General features: G+C 69.1%; 17 protein-coding genes and 2 pseudogenes. 11 read left to right on the top strand and 8 right to left on the bottom strand.

Annotated features, from left to right (window positions below):
- Positions 1 to 167: 167 nt before the first annotated feature.
- Positions 168 to 1,418, bottom strand: coding sequence for a threonine ammonia-lyase (gene ilvA / locus ABZW18_RS13770; RefSeq protein WP_356186556.1), 1,251 nt, complete (start codon positions 1,416 to 1,418; stop codon positions 168 to 170).
- 152 nt (positions 1,419 to 1,570) lie between these two features.
- Here ilvA and ABZW18_RS13765 point away from each other — a divergent pair, with 152 nt between their 5' ends.
- The 3 genes from ABZW18_RS13765 to ABZW18_RS13755 all read left to right on the top strand — a co-directional run bounded on the left by ABZW18_RS13765 (position 1,571) and on the right by ABZW18_RS13755 (position 3,142).
- A complete protein-coding gene (locus ABZW18_RS13765) occupies positions 1,571 to 2,113 on the top strand; it encodes a MarR family transcriptional regulator (RefSeq protein WP_356186553.1) in 543 nt (180 codons plus the stop codon).
- Between the two features lie 202 nt (positions 2,114 to 2,315).
- Entirely contained in the window at positions 2,316 to 2,894 is a 579-nt protein-coding gene (locus tag ABZW18_RS13760) for a sigma factor-like helix-turn-helix DNA-binding protein (RefSeq protein WP_356186550.1), read from the top strand.
- The gene (locus ABZW18_RS13755) at positions 2,891 to 3,142 is read left to right on the top strand and encodes a hypothetical protein (protein WP_356186547.1); all 252 of its coding nucleotides are present in this window, start codon (positions 2,891 to 2,893) and stop codon (positions 3,140 to 3,142) included. The genes ABZW18_RS13760 and ABZW18_RS13755 overlap by 4 nt, the downstream gene beginning before the upstream one ends.
- Positions 3,143 to 3,376: 234 nt before the next feature.
- Here the strand turns inward: ABZW18_RS13755 and ABZW18_RS13750 are convergent, their stop codons facing one another.
- On the bottom strand, positions 3,377 to 4,543 hold the full coding sequence (locus tag ABZW18_RS13750; protein ID WP_356186544.1) for a cystathionine gamma-synthase: 1,167 nt from the start codon (positions 4,541 to 4,543) through the stop codon (positions 3,377 to 3,379).
- A 150-nt stretch (positions 4,544 to 4,693) separates the two neighbouring features.
- Here ABZW18_RS13750 and ABZW18_RS13745 point away from each other — a divergent pair, with 150 nt between their 5' ends.
- The 3 genes from ABZW18_RS13745 to msrA all read left to right on the top strand — a co-directional run bounded on the left by ABZW18_RS13745 (position 4,694) and on the right by msrA (position 6,910).
- Positions 4,694 to 5,806 (top strand): hypothetical protein, encoded by a 1,113-nt coding sequence (locus tag ABZW18_RS13745; protein WP_356186542.1) that lies wholly within the window; start codon positions 4,694 to 4,696, stop codon positions 5,804 to 5,806.
- Between the two features lie 94 nt (positions 5,807 to 5,900).
- A complete protein-coding gene (locus tag ABZW18_RS13740) occupies positions 5,901 to 6,119 on the top strand; it encodes a hypothetical protein (RefSeq protein WP_356186541.1) in 219 nt (72 codons plus the stop codon).
- 125 nt (positions 6,120 to 6,244) lie between these two features.
- Positions 6,245 to 6,910, top strand: a complete 666-nt coding sequence (gene msrA, locus ABZW18_RS13735; protein WP_356186539.1) for a peptide-methionine (S)-S-oxide reductase MsrA — start codon at positions 6,245 to 6,247, stop codon at positions 6,908 to 6,910.
- Between the two features lie 109 nt (positions 6,911 to 7,019).
- On the opposite strand, the gene ABZW18_RS13730 is transcribed toward msrA, so the two are convergent.
- Together ABZW18_RS13730 and ABZW18_RS13725 are read right to left on the bottom strand one after the other, a co-directional pair.
- The gene (locus ABZW18_RS13730; RefSeq protein WP_356186536.1) at positions 7,020 to 7,568 is read right to left on the bottom strand and encodes a CchlQ; all 549 of its coding nucleotides are present in this window, start codon (positions 7,566 to 7,568) and stop codon (positions 7,020 to 7,022) included.
- A gap of 101 nt (positions 7,569 to 7,669) precedes the next feature.
- Positions 7,670 to 7,834 (bottom strand): annotated as a pseudogene (locus ABZW18_RS13725) (IS5/IS1182 family transposase); the annotation flags it as partial.
- Between the two features lie 37 nt (positions 7,835 to 7,871).
- On the opposite strand from ABZW18_RS13725, the pseudogene ABZW18_RS13720 reads away from it, so the two are divergent.
- Positions 7,872 to 7,985 (top strand): annotated as a pseudogene (locus tag ABZW18_RS13720) (peptide-methionine (S)-S-oxide reductase); the annotation flags it as partial.
- Between the two features lie 475 nt (positions 7,986 to 8,460).
- Here the strand turns inward: ABZW18_RS13720 and ABZW18_RS13715 are convergent.
- Together ABZW18_RS13715 and ABZW18_RS13710 are read right to left on the bottom strand one after the other, a co-directional pair.
- Positions 8,461 to 8,640, bottom strand: a complete 180-nt coding sequence (locus tag ABZW18_RS13715; protein WP_356186533.1) for a hypothetical protein — start codon at positions 8,638 to 8,640, stop codon at positions 8,461 to 8,463.
- A 367-nt stretch (positions 8,641 to 9,007) separates the two neighbouring features.
- Positions 9,008 to 10,846 carry a DUF262 domain-containing protein gene (locus tag ABZW18_RS13710; protein WP_356186531.1) on the bottom strand — a complete coding sequence of 613 codons (1,839 nt, stop codon included), beginning with the start codon at positions 10,844 to 10,846 and terminating at the stop codon, positions 9,008 to 9,010.
- A gap of 237 nt (positions 10,847 to 11,083) precedes the next feature.
- Between ABZW18_RS13710 and ABZW18_RS13705 the strand changes: the two genes are divergently transcribed.
- Positions 11,084 to 11,503: an SgcJ/EcaC family oxidoreductase gene (locus tag ABZW18_RS13705; RefSeq protein ID WP_356186528.1), complete on the top strand. Its 420-nt coding sequence runs from the start codon at positions 11,084 to 11,086 to the stop codon at positions 11,501 to 11,503.
- On the opposite strand, the gene ABZW18_RS13700 is transcribed toward ABZW18_RS13705, so the two are convergent.
- Positions 11,473 to 11,856 (bottom strand): hypothetical protein, encoded by a 384-nt coding sequence (locus tag ABZW18_RS13700; RefSeq protein WP_356186526.1) that lies wholly within the window; start codon positions 11,854 to 11,856, stop codon positions 11,473 to 11,475. The two genes, ABZW18_RS13705 and ABZW18_RS13700, sit on opposite strands and share 31 nt — an antisense overlap.
- 51 nt (positions 11,857 to 11,907) lie before the next feature.
- A complete protein-coding gene (locus tag ABZW18_RS13695) occupies positions 11,908 to 12,201 on the bottom strand; it encodes a MerR family transcriptional regulator (protein ID WP_356186523.1) in 294 nt (97 codons plus the stop codon).
- A 172-nt stretch (positions 12,202 to 12,373) separates the two neighbouring features.
- On the opposite strand from ABZW18_RS13695, the gene ABZW18_RS13690 reads away from it, so the two are divergent.
- The 3 genes from ABZW18_RS13690 (at position 12,374) to ABZW18_RS13680 (ending at position 14,660) form a co-directional block, all read left to right on the top strand.
- Positions 12,374 to 13,288: a hypothetical protein gene (locus ABZW18_RS13690; protein WP_356186644.1), complete on the top strand. Its 915-nt coding sequence runs from the start codon at positions 12,374 to 12,376 to the stop codon at positions 13,286 to 13,288.
- Positions 13,285 to 13,773: an ABA4-like family protein gene (locus ABZW18_RS13685; protein ID WP_356186520.1), complete on the top strand. Its 489-nt coding sequence runs from the start codon at positions 13,285 to 13,287 to the stop codon at positions 13,771 to 13,773. The genes ABZW18_RS13690 and ABZW18_RS13685 overlap by 4 nt, the downstream gene beginning before the upstream one ends.
- A 509-nt stretch (positions 13,774 to 14,282) precedes the next feature.
- On the top strand, positions 14,283 to 14,660 hold the full coding sequence (locus ABZW18_RS13680; protein WP_356186517.1) for a hypothetical protein: 378 nt from the start codon (positions 14,283 to 14,285) through the stop codon (positions 14,658 to 14,660).
- The last annotated feature ends 10 nt before the right edge of the window (positions 14,661 to 14,670 follow it).

The following is a 14,670-nucleotide window of genomic DNA, read 5'->3' as shown; positions in this document are numbered from 1 at the left end:
TTGATTCCGGAAAAGTTCAGTACTTCGCCGAAGTTGCTCCGGCTTTCAATCATTTGTCCGTCGCAAGACAGGAATGGAAGAGGATCGGCGGACCCCAACCCTACACTAGACGCGATATATCGCGTAACCCCTCAAGGCATGGAGACGGTCAAGCCATATCGCGACGGTCACGCCAACACGGTGTAGCCCGCCTCGCTCAGCGCCGTACGCACGTCGGCACAGTGCTCCGGACCCTTCGTCTCCAGATGCAGCTCCACCTCCGCCTCCGTGAGCCCCAGCCGGGGGTTGGTCCGTACGTGGCTCACGTCGAGGACGTTAGCGTCGACCACTGACAACACGCCGAGCAGCGTTGCGAGGGCCCCCGGACGGTCCGTCAGCCGCAGCCGCAACGACAGGTACCGGCCCGCCGCCGCCATGCCGTGGCGCAGGATGCGCTGCAGCAGCAGCGGGTCGACGTTCCCCCCGGACAGCACCGCCACCACCGGCCCTTCGAACGCGTCCGGCTGCGACAGCAGTGCCGCCACCGGGCTCGCCCCGGCCGGCTCGACCACGAGCTTCGCCCGCTCCAGGCACAGCAACAGCGCGCTGGAGAGGTCGTCCTCGGAGACGGTACGGACCTCGTCCACAAGATCGCCAACGATTTTGAACGGCACGTCTCCCGGCCGCCCGACCTTGATCCCGTCCGCCATCGTCGCGACCGACTCCAGCGCCAGCGGCCGTCCGGCGGCCAGGGAGGGCGGGTACGCGGCCGCACCCTCCGCCTGAACCCCCACGATCCGCACATCTGGCCGCAGCGCCTTGACCGCCACCGCGACCCCGGCCGCCAGCCCGCCGCCGCCGATACCGACGACGATCGTCCGGACCTCCGGACACTGCTCCAGGATCTCCAGCCCCACCGTGCCCTGCCCGGCCACCACATCCCGGTGGTCGAAGGGGTGGATGAAGACCGCGCCCGTCTCGCGCGCGTACTCCTGCGCGGCGTGCAGCGTCTCGTCAACGACCTGGCCGAGCATCCGTACATCGGCGCCGTACTCCCGGGTCGCCGCGACCTTCGGCAGCGGGGCGCCGACCGGCATGAAGACGGTCGAGCGCACTCCCAGCAGTGAGGCCGCGAGGGCGACGCCCTGGGCGTGGTTGCCCGCGCTTGCCGCGACCACGCCCGCCGCCCGCTCGTCGGCGCTCAGACCCGAGATCCGCACGTACGCCCCGCGCACCTTGAACGAGCCCGTGCGCTGGAGGTTCTCGCACTTCAGATGCACCGGCGAGCCCACCAGCCGGGTCAGGTGCCGGCTCCCCTCCATGGCGGTCACCCGGGCCACTCCGGAGAGCATCTTGTGCGCCGCGCGCACCTCGTCGACCGTGATCTCGGACAGCGGAGCGGACGCCCGTGCCGCGGCGTCCCCGTTGGTTTCAGCCATGTGGCCAAGTCTCGCAGTTCCCCCCGGACCCGGCGGCCGGGGAGAAAGTGAGTCCGGTGTTCACCGGATTGTCCCGCCCCCGTACGGCCTCCGCCCCGGCCGCGTACCCTGTGCCCATCCACAAGCCCACCTTTACGAAGTGAGCCCAGGCCATGGCCACCACTCCGGACATGACGACTGCTCCCCCAGCCTCAGGCCGGGGGGTGCTCCCAGACAGCGGCCTTCTCGACGACCTCCAGCACCAGGTGGCGCTCTTCGCCCGTCGCGCGGAGCAGACCCGGCTCGGCGGCGTCGGACAGGTCCGCAACACCATGGACCGCGCCGCTTACCTGCTGCTCAACCGGCTCGACAAAGAAGGCCCGATGGGTGTCAAGGCACTGGCCGCCGGTATGGGCATCGACTCCTCGACAGTCACCCGGCAGGTCGCCCCGCTCGTCGACACCGGGCTGGTCAAGCGCACCTCGCACCCCGAGGACGGGCGGGCCGTCGTACTCCAGCTCTCCCCTCGCGGCAAGGCCCGCCTGGAAGAGGTGCGGTCCTCGCGACGCCAGCTGATGGCCCTGCTGACGGAGGACTGGGCGGAGGACGAGCGCGATGTCTTCTGCACACTGCTGACCCGCTTCAACGAGGCGCTCTCCGCCCGGATGGCAGCGGCCCCGCCGCCGCCCGAGGCCCCGGAGGCGCCCGTCTCATGACGGATCTGCCGACGCGGCCCTGACCTCTCTGCGCCTGTCCTGCGCCCTGTCGCCGCACCCGGGCGAGCGCGTGACGAGCGTCCCCGGGAGTTCCCGGCTGCCTTCCCGGACGACACCGCTCGACGCCCTCCCGACGACGCTGCCCCCGGCCTCTTGACCAGGCACCGGCGCCTGCCGTCCCATGGAGGCTCAGGAGGGCGCGGTGCGAGAGCGGCGGGCAGAGCAGGATCGCCGCCGGGCCCGGGAGTTCGAGGCATTCGTCGCGGGCGCGGCAGGCCGGCTGTTGCATGCCGCCACGCTGCTCACCGGGAACCATGAGGACGCCGAACGCCTGCTGACCGCTGCCCTGGCCCGTACGTACGCGGCGTGGGACCGGCTGCACGGCGAGGATCCGTACGATCGCACCCGCCAGGAACTCGCCGCCCGCTTCGCGCATACCGCCTGGCGCCACCGCCACCCCGGATGGGGGTCCCCCCGGACGAAGTCCGGGGGAGGACTCCTCGACCGGCTCACCCCGCAGCAGCGCCTGGTGCTGGTGCTGCGGCTGTACGAAGGCGTCGCCGAGGAACAGGCGGCTGCCCAGCTCGGCCTGCCGACCGAACGCGTCCGCGCGATCTGCCTGCGTTCGGTCGCCATGATGCGCAGCCGGGCGTCAGGGCCCTCGCAGGGGAGCTCCCAGGAGGAGCGCCCGGGCGGCGGTCCGGATACGGCGGGCCGGGAGAGGGGTCCGTACAGCCGCTCCGCCGGAGGCGGCCCCGGGGCCGGAGTGGCTGCGCCATGAGCCTTCCGGACCGCAAGGAGGCCGAGGTCCGCCGCATGCTGGACGTACCGCATCCGGCGGTGCCGCCCGACCTGGCGGCGCGGGCGGCCGAACGGGGCCGGCGCATTCTGGTCCGCCGTCGCGCCGTACAGGCGGTTGCCTGGGCGCTGCTTCTGGCCGCCGTGGCGGCCTTCGCGGTGTGGGCGGCGGTCGTCGAGCCCTGGGTCGTCCCGCCCGCCGACACGACCCCGCCGCTGGATGGCTGGTAACCGCACGTGAGCCACGGTAGTCACCAGCCCTGCGTGCGGCGCGGCGAACCGTCTCGGCCGGCGGTGCGGCAGACCGGCCGACCGGACAGCCCGGTCCCTACGGCACGCCCGGAGCGAGCCGTCCGCCCGGACTGGACGGACCGAACAGGCAGAACGGACCGAACAGTCGGAACGGAACGCGCAGGCCGAACGGAACGCGCAGGCCGAACGGATCGGGCCGAGGGCCGCGGAAGGTCAGCCCAGGGCGCGGGTCAGATCCGCCAGCAGGTCGTCGGCCGCCTCGATGCCGACCGAGAGCCGCACCAGGTCCGGGGGAACCTCCAGCGCCGAGCCCACCACCGAGGCGTGCGTCATCCGGCCCGGGTGTTCGATCAGCGACTCCACGCCGCCCAGCGACTCCCCGAGCGTGAAGAGCTCGGCGCGGTTGCAGACGTCGACCGCCGCCTGCTCACCCCCGGCGACGCGGAAGGAGACCATGCCGCCGAAGGCCCGCATCTGCTTCGCCGCGATCTCGTGCCCCGCGTGCTCCGGCAACCCCGGGTAGTAGACCGCGGTCACCTTGGGGTGGGCGACGAGGAGTTCCGCGACGCGCGTGGCATTGGCGCTGTGCCGGTCCATACGGACGGCGAGCGTCTTGATGCCGCGCAGCGTCAGCCAGGAGTCGAACGGCCCAGCGATCGCGCCCATCGCGTTCTGGTGGTACGCGAGTTCGTCGCCGAGTGCGTCGTCGTTCACCACGAGCGCGCCGCCGACGACGTCGGAGTGCCCGCCCATGTACTTGGTCGTGGAGTGCACGACGATGTCCGCGCCGAGCGCGAGCGGCTGCTGGAGGTACGGGCTGGCGAAGGTGTTGTCGACCACCAGCCGCGCCCCGGCGCCGCGCGCGACATCCGCCACGGCCGCGATGTCGGTGATGCCGAGCAGCGGGTTGCTGGGCGTCTCCACCCAGATGACCTTTGTACGGTCAGTGACCGCTGCCCGTACGGCCGACGCGTTCGAGGTGTCGGCGACCGACCACTGCACGCCCCAGCGCTCCACGACCTTCGCGAAGAGCCGGAAGGTGCCGCCGTAGGCGTCGTTCGGGATGACAACGTGGTCGCCGGGCACCAGGAGTGCGCGCAGCAGGCAGTCCTCGGCCGCGAGGCCGGAGGCGAAGGCCAGCCCGCGCCGGCCCCCCTCCAGCGCGGCGAGGTTCTCCTCCAGCGCTGTCCGGGTCGGATTGCCGGAACGGCTGTACTCGTAGCCGCCGCGCAGCCCGCCGACGCCGTCCTGCTTGTAAGTGGAGACCTGGTAGATCGGCGGCACGACAGCTCCGGTGAGCGGGTCGGCCGTGTTCCCCGCGTGAATGGCGAGGGTCTCGAAGCTCCGGTCTGCGTGCTGGTGTGGGTGGTGGTCACTCATGAGGACCGAGAGTAGTCCCCGTGACGCGGAACCCCTGAGCCCTCTGCGGTGTACAAGAGGGCAGAAGGCAGACTTGGAACTCCCTACCGCCCCACACGACCACGACCGCACACGACCACGACGACTCGATACGGGACACCTGGACAGCTCATGGAGATTCTGATCATCCTGCTCGGCCTGACCATGATCGGCGGGATCCTGGTCGTGCCCGCATTGCTGCGGCTGCGCGGCGGCCGGCAGGCGCTGCGCGGCTACGGCGGCGCCGTCAACCCCGAGCAGTACGGCTTCGTGCACCCGGACCGGCTCGACGTCCGGCTGCCGGGGCCCGACCGGGAGCTGACGGACGTCCTGGAGGAGATCCGGCGCAGCCAGGACTGGCGCCCCGCGGCACAGCTGCTGGCGACGACGGCCGGGGAGGACGAGTGGGAGCTGCGCTGGCAGCGCGTGCAGACGCTGGCCGGTGCGGCGGCCGTCGAGCTGGCGGAGGCCCCGGGCGAGGGCGGCCGGTGGTTGCGGACCTGGCGGCTGGAGGCGCCGAAGGAGGCGGGGGGCGCGGTGGTGCACGCGGAATTCCTGGTGCGGCAGGCACGGCAGTCCCCGGGCGGGGCCGAGTCCACCGAGTACCGGATTATCCTGGAGGAGGCCCGTACGGTGTGCGCGGACGCCGCGCTGCTCGCGCCCGGCGACCCGACTCCGTACATCGTCGAGCTGGCCATCGCGCGTGGGCTCGGTTACCGGCAGGCGGACTTCGAGGAGCTCTGGAGCACGGTCACGGCCCGCGCGCCGCACCACATGGGGGCGCATCTGGCCGCGCTGCACTACTGGTGCGAGAAGTGGCACGGTTCAAAGGAACTGGCCTACGCCTTCACCCATAGCGCGGCGGCCTCGGCGCCCGAGAAGAGCCTGCTGCCCGCGCTGCCGCTGTTCGCGGTCTTCGAGCACCTGCCCGAGGTCAATGTGGTCAGCGGCCTGTACCGGAGCCAGGTCGTGTCCCAGGCCATCGAGGGCGCGCTGTTCGCGGCCCGCGCCGTACCGGCGGACCACCCGGTGCTGCCGCACATACGGCACCTGCTGGTCTGGTTCCTGGTGCGGGCGGAGCGCTATGCCGAGGCGATGCAGCAGTTGCGGCACGTCGATGGGCATGTGGGCGCCGTGCCGTGGTCGTACGGGCCCGATCCGGCGTCGGAGTACACGGCGTACCGTGCGCTGGCCGTCGCGGGCTGGGAGCAGACGGGCGGCAGCCCGGCGACGCTGCCGCACTGACGCTGCACGCCCGGACGAGCCCTTCCCCGGCCCCAACCGGGACATCGGCCCGGCAACCCCTACCCCGAACCCGCCATTGAACGGAACCCACCCCATGACGCGACTCATCCCCCTGATCCTCATAGGCCTGTGCGTCTACTTCTGGCTCAAGACCAGGAAAAGCGCGGCGTCACTGGCCGAACGCTGGATGCCCGAACGGAACGCGGAACCGGGCGGAGGCTCCCCCGCCGTAGAGCCGGCTCTCCGGCAGCAGGACCAGCACGAGACGGACCGGCAGGGCAGCGGAGCGCGGGCGCCCGACGACCGCGTGTAGCCGCCCGGGTACCGGTATCCACCGGTCCGGGGAGGCCGCGGTCATGAGCCTGCCCGCACGCCGTCCGGAATCTTCGGGCCCGCCCGTACGTTGTCCCGATCGGAGACCACGCCGAGGAGACTTTCATGTTCCTGCACAACCGCCGGCCCCAGCTGCCCACTGCTGAGGAGGCCCTGAGCGGCCGCGACACCCCGGAGTTCCCGGTGCCCGGCCGCCACACCGTCCTCGGCAACCCCCTTACCGGCCCGTACCCCGAGGGCCTTGAGGTGGCGGACTTCGGACTGGGCTGCTTCTGGGGTGCCGAGCGGAAGTTCTGGCAGACCCCGGGCGTCTGGACCACCCTCGTCGGCTACCAGGGCGGCCACACCCCGAACCCGGCGTACGAAGAGGTCTGCAGCGGCCTCACCGGCCACACGGAAGCGGTCCGCGTCGTCTTCGACGCCTCGGTCGTCTCGTACGCCGGCCTGCTCAAGCTCTTCTGGGAGTCCCACGACCCGACCCAGGGCTTCCGCCAGGGCAATGACGTCGGCACCCAGTACCGCTCGGCGATCTACACGCACTCCCCGGAGCAGCAGTCCGCGGCGGAGGCCTCGCGCGACGCGTACCAGCCGGTCCTGACCAAGGAGGGCCACGGCGAGATCACCACCGAAATCCTCCCGGCGCAGGACCGCCCCTTCTACCCGGCGGAGCCGTACCACCAGCAGTACCTGGACAAAAACCCCAACGGCTACTGCGGCATAGGCGGCACGGGCGTCTCCTGCCCCATCGGCGTCGCCCCGGTGGATGGCTGAGGACGAGCGACTCTCGACCGACGCGGCGGCGACTTCGGAGGTTCTACTCAGCGGGTTTGACCCCGTAACACGACTGTCCAGCGCCTCGGGTAGGCGTGTAGGCCGTCGTTCACGTCCCAGTGACGACCGCTCCTCGGCACATCGGGCATCGGTCCTTGCCGTCCCACCTGTCCCATCCGAAAGCCGCGGGCGAGAGGGACTGGCCCTCCAGCTCCCTGCGCACTGCGACCCGGTAGGACCAGACCGCGCCGATGTAGGGGTGGTAGGCATCATGGAAGGCGGATGATGTCGGATCAGCGCCTGCCGCGACCGCGCGTTGAAGAGCGCGGAGCTTCTCGAACATCGCCTGACCGGCACGGGCGACCACGGTGGTCGCGTCGATGAACAGTCGTTCGCGCGCTTCATAGATCGCGGCATCGCTCAGCGCCGCACGGGTGGCCCTGTCCGGGTCGACTTCGGTGCTGGGGGCCTGGGCGATCTGGCGTAACCGGGCGTGGCATGCCTCAGCGGCGGTGATGAACTGGATGTAGACGGCCCGCCGCTGTTCCCCGACTCCGCGGTCATCCTCGTGGCGATGGCGTAGGTAGTCAGCCAGAACGGTGCCAGAAATGGCAATAGAGCCACCGCTGACCGTCGCGACGAGCGTCCCCCAGTCCACGTGAGTCCTCCCAGCAGTGATCACAACGTAGAAATCTGGAATCTACGCGCGGCTTCACCCGAGGAACAGAGGTCGGGCCTACTTGGAGCGCGCGGCCGTGATCAAGAGGTGCGATGATTCAGCCGCCTCCAGCAGATGAGTGAGCGGGCGAACGAGAAGAAGGCGTCGTGGAGTTCAGGGCGACGTTCCCAGCGGACGGCGGGGCGTTTGAAGTGGTGGAGCAAGGCGAAGGTCTGCTCGACGACATAGCGGAGCTTGCCCAGGCCCTTGATGTTTCGGGGCACCTTTGCAGGAGATCACGGGCACCAGCAGTACCTCGACCGCAATAAAGACGGCTACTGCGGCATCGGAGGCACGGGCGTCAAGCTACGTGCCCCTTCGGAGACCAACTGGGGCCGCTCCTGCCCGACCGGCATCGGACAGATCACAGTCCGGCAGCTGCTGGTGCACGAACTGCCGGGCACAAGCCAGACGAACGCTCCGGTGTTCGCGGAACAGGTCGACCAAGACCGGCAGTGTGTTGGCATGCTGCGCCAGCCGCAGCTGCCGCAACGCCGCTGCCCCGGACACCACTGGCGCCACCACCGAGACCACTAAGGCCGCGATCTCCACCATGCCCCCCGACAACTGCCCTCAGCCCTCCTGGGCCCTTCCGTTCCTCCACCGCCCGGAGCCCGACCACGCGACGAACCGTCAGAAGGCCCGAGCGTCGGCCGCAAAGGAGCCAGTTCGTGCGTGAGGAGCCAACCGCCCCCTTTGAAAGCGCACACGGCTCCGGAGAGATTGCGCCGATCACACCCCACAACCTATGTGACCTGCGGGGCAGCTGGTCAGATTGCGCGTGGCGACACAGAGTGTGTCGGAGGTGTGTCGGATGCCCCTCGCACGGCGCTCATTCCTGGCTCTCACCACTGCGACGGCGCTTGCCGGAGCGGCTCACCAGTTCGCCCGCCGCGATCGTTACGGTCGCCACGACGCGGACCCATCGGGGGCCGCCCCTCGCCGCCCACACCACGCAGACGCACCCCGCGATGACGAGCAGCAGGACGCCAAGCAGCACAATCATGGTCATGGGTCTTCCCCCCTGTTGTCTGTGCGCCTCGATCTTCTCAGCCGGAGGGTGGCGCCGAAACTCGGGGTTGAGGCAGGGAGAACTCCCTGGGGTGCCTCCCTCTCCCTGAACCGACGACCTCTTCGTCCCGAAACTACTTGGGCGACTGCTCTACCTTGGGCTGGTGTGCCTCCCAGCTGTGGCGATGATCCGCAGGCGTGCGCGTCCGTCCGCTGCTGTACGTCGGCGTTGTCACGCAGTTGGACACTCAGCTGCTGCCATTGGGAATCGGCGCGGCTGACTTGTCCCACTGGGTGGGGTCGGGGACCCGAGCAGTGCCGGAGAAGCAAAACAGGTACAGGTTCTCGGAATCCGCGTTCCCGTCGGGTCAGAGATCATCCGTGTCATCCGATGCGTCGAGGCTGATTTCCGCACCACCATCGGCTGATTCGTCGTCCAGGATCGACTTTCCCATCGCTGCCGAGATGCTGGTGAGCAACGCGGTCTTGCGGGCGCCGAAGAAGCCGTCGAAGTCGTCGGCGGCCATGAGTTCCGGTCGGCTGAAGTGCGTCCGGATGTGGTCGGCGACGCACTCGGGAGTGGTCTCCGCCGTCTTGGCCAGACGCTGCAGGTAGTCGGAGGGGGCAGCACCCCCGATGATCCTGTTCGTGCGGGCGGTCAGCGGCGTCTTGTTGACGATCGAGTTGTACAGGTTGGCTTCGTAGCCGGCTTTTTCGCACCATGTCTTGGGAAAGATGTGGTGGATGTCGATGGACTCGTCGAAGTAGCCGGTGACCTCGGCCTTCTCTCCAGTACGCCAGTCCACGGCCCCCGCTTTGAGCAGCAGGGCATAAATTCCCTTGTACGCAGCACTGTTGCGGGTTCGGAGTGTCAACAGGCGCCCGGCGGCGAACTGTGCGGCGGTTACGGTCCGGGGCTCGGCCGTAACCCCACGGATCCAGTCGACGACATCCGGCAAGTCCTGGCTGAAGCGGGTCTCAGTTGAGCCGCCGTACAGCTCCCCAAACACCCCGCACCAGTACCAGCGGGCGAGTTTTTGCTGAGCCCCCGCGCTCTGTGTGGCCTCCCCAGCCAGGGCCAGGATGGCTGCGAGCGGGATCAACTGGGTCCCGTACGGGAGAAACTTCGTATCGAAGAGGAACTGCTGGTGCAGGAACTTCGCCGCCGCCTTGAATCCAGCAATGACTGACGGCGCGAAGCGTACGTAGTCGTCCAGGTCGAGCGCGAGCATGTCCTTGCGTTTGCAGCCGATGCGCGGCAACCGGTCTTCCTCCGTCCCCCGTTCCTTCTCGCTCCTGCGTCGCTCTGCTGTGGCCAGCAGGGTTACCGCCTGGAGGAAGTCGGTGTTGGAGACCTCACGCAGCACCCGGTACTCGGGTGCCTTCCAGGCGGCCCGGCACTCGTGCTCCCAGTGCTTGCGCAGATCGAACTCGTCCGCCGCATAGGTAGCCGTAAGCAGCTCGAATACGGTCAGGGTGACGCCGCCGGTGTTGACCTTCTCGAAGACTTGGCACACGGCCTGGCGCGGGGTCGCCTGCCCCAGCTCGATGACCGGGACGTGATAGCGGTCGAACGGTCGGACGAAGGCCTCGTTGAAGTCGCGCCACAGTTTGCGCTTGACCTTGTCGCCGTCCCAGTGGTCGGTGAACTCGTAGCCCCAGTCACCCCCGTCGAACACCGCGTGGAGCGGGAACAGGTGCCCTTCGTATTCGCGGTCAGGGGTTGAGTAGTCCTCGACGATCTCGCCTCGGAAGCTACGTACCGTGCGCGATTCGGGCAGGAAACGGATGGCATCCTCACGGTCGCCGTTCTCATCCAGCGCCTTGACCATGTCGACGTAGAACCAGCCGGACACCTGCCGCTTGCGCAGATCCTGCGTGACCACGGGGTTCTTCAGCTTCAGGGCCTGGAACAGTGAGGTCAGCCGCTGCTGCCCGTCGAGCACGAGCGATTCCGGCTCGGGCTCTCCCGCCGGAGCGGCCCCTTCGATCGGCCGGTACTTGAACCGGACGTCACCCCCTGCCTTGAGCAGCATGACGGTGCCGACGGGATAGCTCATCGAGATCGACGCGAGGAGACTCGCAATGTTCGGGTAGGGCCATACCCAGCCCCTCTGGAACTCCGGCAGCTGGGCCTTGCCGACCTCCACCTGCTGCAGTAAATCGCGCAGCGGCCGCTTGTCGATGCTGAACGCTTCGTCGGCCACACCGGCTCCTCAGAATGGCCGGCCTCCAGGGAGCCATGCCCGGGGCCGGGTATCGCAAGTCACGTACCAAATTACAAGGTCACGAAACCCGTTGGGAACCTGCCACCATGGCTCCGTTCAAGGCTGCTGCACGCTGCGGCTGTTCGCCGTCGTTGACGTCAGCTGTGGATGTCAGCCCGCGGTGATGGCGGATCCAGCATGCTTGCCGAAGTGGATCATCAACCCAAGGAGTGAGGCATGGCGGACCGCCCGAGCACGCAGGACAACCGGAACGACGAGGACGACGTACGGCGCATCGAGGAGATCTTTTCCGAGTTGGAGTCGGCCTTCGCCGATCACGACGCGGCAAGGTTCGACGCCCGGTTCACCGCGGATGTCGTCTTCACCGCCGTGAACGGCACACGGTTCGTGGGGTGGGAGGAGCTGCACACCTACCACCGGGAGCGCCTGGTCGGGCACGCCGAAGGCATCAAGACCTGGTACGAGATCGAGAACATCACCTTCCCGACCCCGGAGGTCGCCGTCGTCGTCTTCCGGCAGCCCATCGTCATCGCGGACCACAAGCGATCCAATGTCGGGACGTGGGTACTGGTCAAGAAGGACGAATCCTGGTGGATTGCCGCCGGTCAGAACACTGGCGTCACTGCGGGGGCGTGACCTGACGCATCCGCGCGGCGGATCGCGCCGTAGATTCCGTCGGTGGGCTGAGGAGCCGCCCGGTCCTGAGGCTGCGTCACGTCCCCGTAACGGTGGGCCGAGGCGTTCACGCGCGCGAGCCTGCGGATGGCAGAGAGCATCGCGTCTCCGAGAACGGTTCCGACGACGCTCTCGACCAGGTCATCGACCTGAACCCACCGTTCCACGTACGTCAGATCGGCTTCGGCGATCCGCTCGCAGGCCTCGGCGTAGTCGTCGAGCAGCTCTATGAAGCTGCCGTGCCCGATCCGGTCGAGGCCGTCAGTGCCACGGCGAGCGCTTCGGCGGCCGGATTCTGCGGCGACACCTTCCATCCGCGGCGGGCGACGAGGTCGTCCACCGCGGCACACGCCGTGTCGGACTGTTCATCCGGCTGAACCCCATGGCGTGGCGACGCTGCCGACGGCAGCGCCCAGCACCTTGTGCACCGGCTTGGCGGAATCGGCGACCGCCGCGGGCACGTCGGTGATGCTTGCCACCGACATGCCGCCCACGTCGAGCAGTGCCCGGATCAGGCGCAGCCTGCGCTCGTGGGACTCGTCGTAGTTCGCCTGGTTCCGGCTGGTCAGCTGCCGGGCCGGGAGCAGTCCTTCCCGTACGTAGTACTTGATCGTCGGTACGGGGACTCCCGTCCTGCGGCCCAACCCGCCGATACGCACAGCGCGTTCCCTTCCTCCGGCCTTGCCATGGCCCCCACCGTCATAGATAGTGCCATTGTCGATAGCGAACAGTGCCGCTATCCATTTGGGAGGTATCCCTATGCCAGCCCCGCCCTCGACCCTTCAGCGCGTCCTCCAGTGGCATCGGCCACTGGTGTTCTTCTCCGCCGCAATGGTCCCTCTCGCCATCGTCTCGGCGGTGGGCATGGTCGTCGACGAACGCGTCCTGGTGGGCTCGCCCATCTGGTTCAAGCCGCTGAAGTTCTCGGTGTCGTTCGCCGTCTACGCCGTGGCCCTCGCCTGGATGCTTTCGCTGCTCACACGGGGGCGGCGGACCGGCCGGTGGGCGGGCATCGCGATCGTCGCCGCCGGGACCGCCGAGATGGCGATCATCACGGGACAGGTGTTACGCGGCAAGCGCAGCCACTTCAATGTCGAAACCCCCTTTGACCGCGCCCTGTTCATCGCCATGGGCGTGACGATCGTCGTGCTGTGGACCGGCACGTTGCTGATCGCCTTGCTGCTGCTCCGCGAGCGCCTCACGGACCGGGCCGCCGCCTGGGCCGTCAGGCTCGGCGCGGTCATCGCAGTGGTCGGCCTGGCGCTCGGAGCGCTGATGGTGCTGCCCACGCCGGAGCAGCGAGCGGCAGCCGGCGCCGGCGTGCAGACGGTGGTGGGCGCGCACAGCGTGGGGCTCCCCGACGGCGGTCCCTCCATGCCGGTCACCGGCTGGAGCACGGTGGGCGGCGATCTGCGCATCCCGCACTTCATCGGTATGCACGCCCTGCAGGCGCTGCCCCTGTTCCTGCTCGGGCTGACGGCGCTGTCCACCCGTGTCCCACGGCTGCGCTCCGAGCGGGTGCGTCTGCGGCTGGTCCTGGTCGCTTCCGGCTCGTACGCAGCGGTGCTCGCCCTGGTCACGTGGCAGGCACTGCGCGGGCAGCCCCTGATCCACCCGGACGCGGCGACGCTCTGGGCGCTCGCACTGATCATCGCCGCCACCGCGGCAGCTTCCCGCACCGCGCTGCGTGCCTCGCCCGCCGCCCCGGTCGCGCTCCCCATCGACGGCAAGGAGCCCGTGTCATGACGGAATTCCTCTTCGAGCTCTCCTTTTGGCTGGCCGCCCCGGTCTGGCTGGTGATGATCCTCGCGCCCGCCTGGCGATGGACGGCGCGTATCGCCGCCTCACCCCTCACGGTGGTCCCCATCGTCATGGTGTACCTGGCGCTCGCTGTCCCCGCCTTCCCCGAACTGTGGGCTGCGGTCAGCCGCCCCGACCTGGAAGGCTTCCAGGCGCTCCTGGTGCTCGACGGCGGCGCGGCGGCGATCTGGGCGCAGGTCATCGCATGGGATCTCCTCATCGGCCAGTGGATGTACCGGGAAGCTCGCAGGCTCGGCATCCATCCGCTGCTGATGGGGCCCCTGTTGGTGCTGACGGTCCTGCTGTCACCGATCGGTGTGGTTGTGTTCCTGGCGCTGCGTGCCGCAATGATCCGTTCCGGGGCGAGCACTCGCGACCGGGCGGACGAGTCGTCCGACGGCTTGCCTCCGGGCTCCCGGCTCCCCGTCTGACCGGGCCGCCGGTCCCTGTCCACAGGCCAAAGGCACTGCGACTGTCCCCGGCTGTCTTGGGCGAGTGGTGAGCACGGCCGGTCGGGGGGAACACATGAATGACAGCCGCCTTGACTCCGAGTCGGTTCTGGGCTCGGGCGTGCCCGCCTTGGTGCTGCTTGTCTGCCCGGTCCTCGAGGGCGGGGTGCTCTCGAACTTGCGCGGCGGGTGCGATCAGCGCGACCGGGCTCGCGGCGGCTGGAGGGAGATTCGTCCGGCTGCGATTTGGTGCCGTTGGTCGCACACGGCTGCCTGCACCGTGCCGGCCGGGGCCTGGGTGGCTGCTCGCGGGCACGCCTCGTGCAGGAAGACCGCCGCGTGACCGGAGTGGGCCGCAACCGGGGGCCGCCCCCGCACCGCAACAGCAATCCGTGTGCGTACAGTCACTCAGTGGCATTATCCGTGCGATCCGGTTGCCGCGCGGGACCTCCGGGTGTGCTCTGGTACTGAGGGGTGAGAGGAGTCCCGCCATGTCCACTCAGACAGCCATGCCGGTACGTCACCACCACGCCGCCTCCTGGGCCGTTCCCGTCGTGTTGGGCCTCGCCTTCGGCCTGTACGTGGCCTTCCTCGAGAGCAACAACGGGGCGTCCGACACCAGAACAACCGTATCCAGCACCGTCGGCGGGGCAGTCTGCGCAGTGCTCTGCTTCGCGATCGGCCGGGTGCAGACCCGGATGTCGCGGGAGCGCCGCGCCGCGGCGTACGGAGCGGTCTTCGGCGGCGCCCTCGGCTACATGCTCAGCATCAGCGGTCAAACCGCGCTCGAGGCCTCCCTGGTGGGCCTGTTCCTCGGGCTGTCGATGGCCCTCGTCACCTTCTATATCCGCTACACCCAGGAGGCTTGATGGCAGGCGG

It is taken from the genome of Streptomyces sp. NPDC004647 (assembly GCF_040609575.1).
In the GTDB taxonomy this organism is placed as follows: domain Bacteria; phylum Actinomycetota; class Actinomycetes; order Streptomycetales; family Streptomycetaceae; genus Streptomyces.
This window is presented reverse-complemented; position numbering and strand designations above follow the sequence as displayed.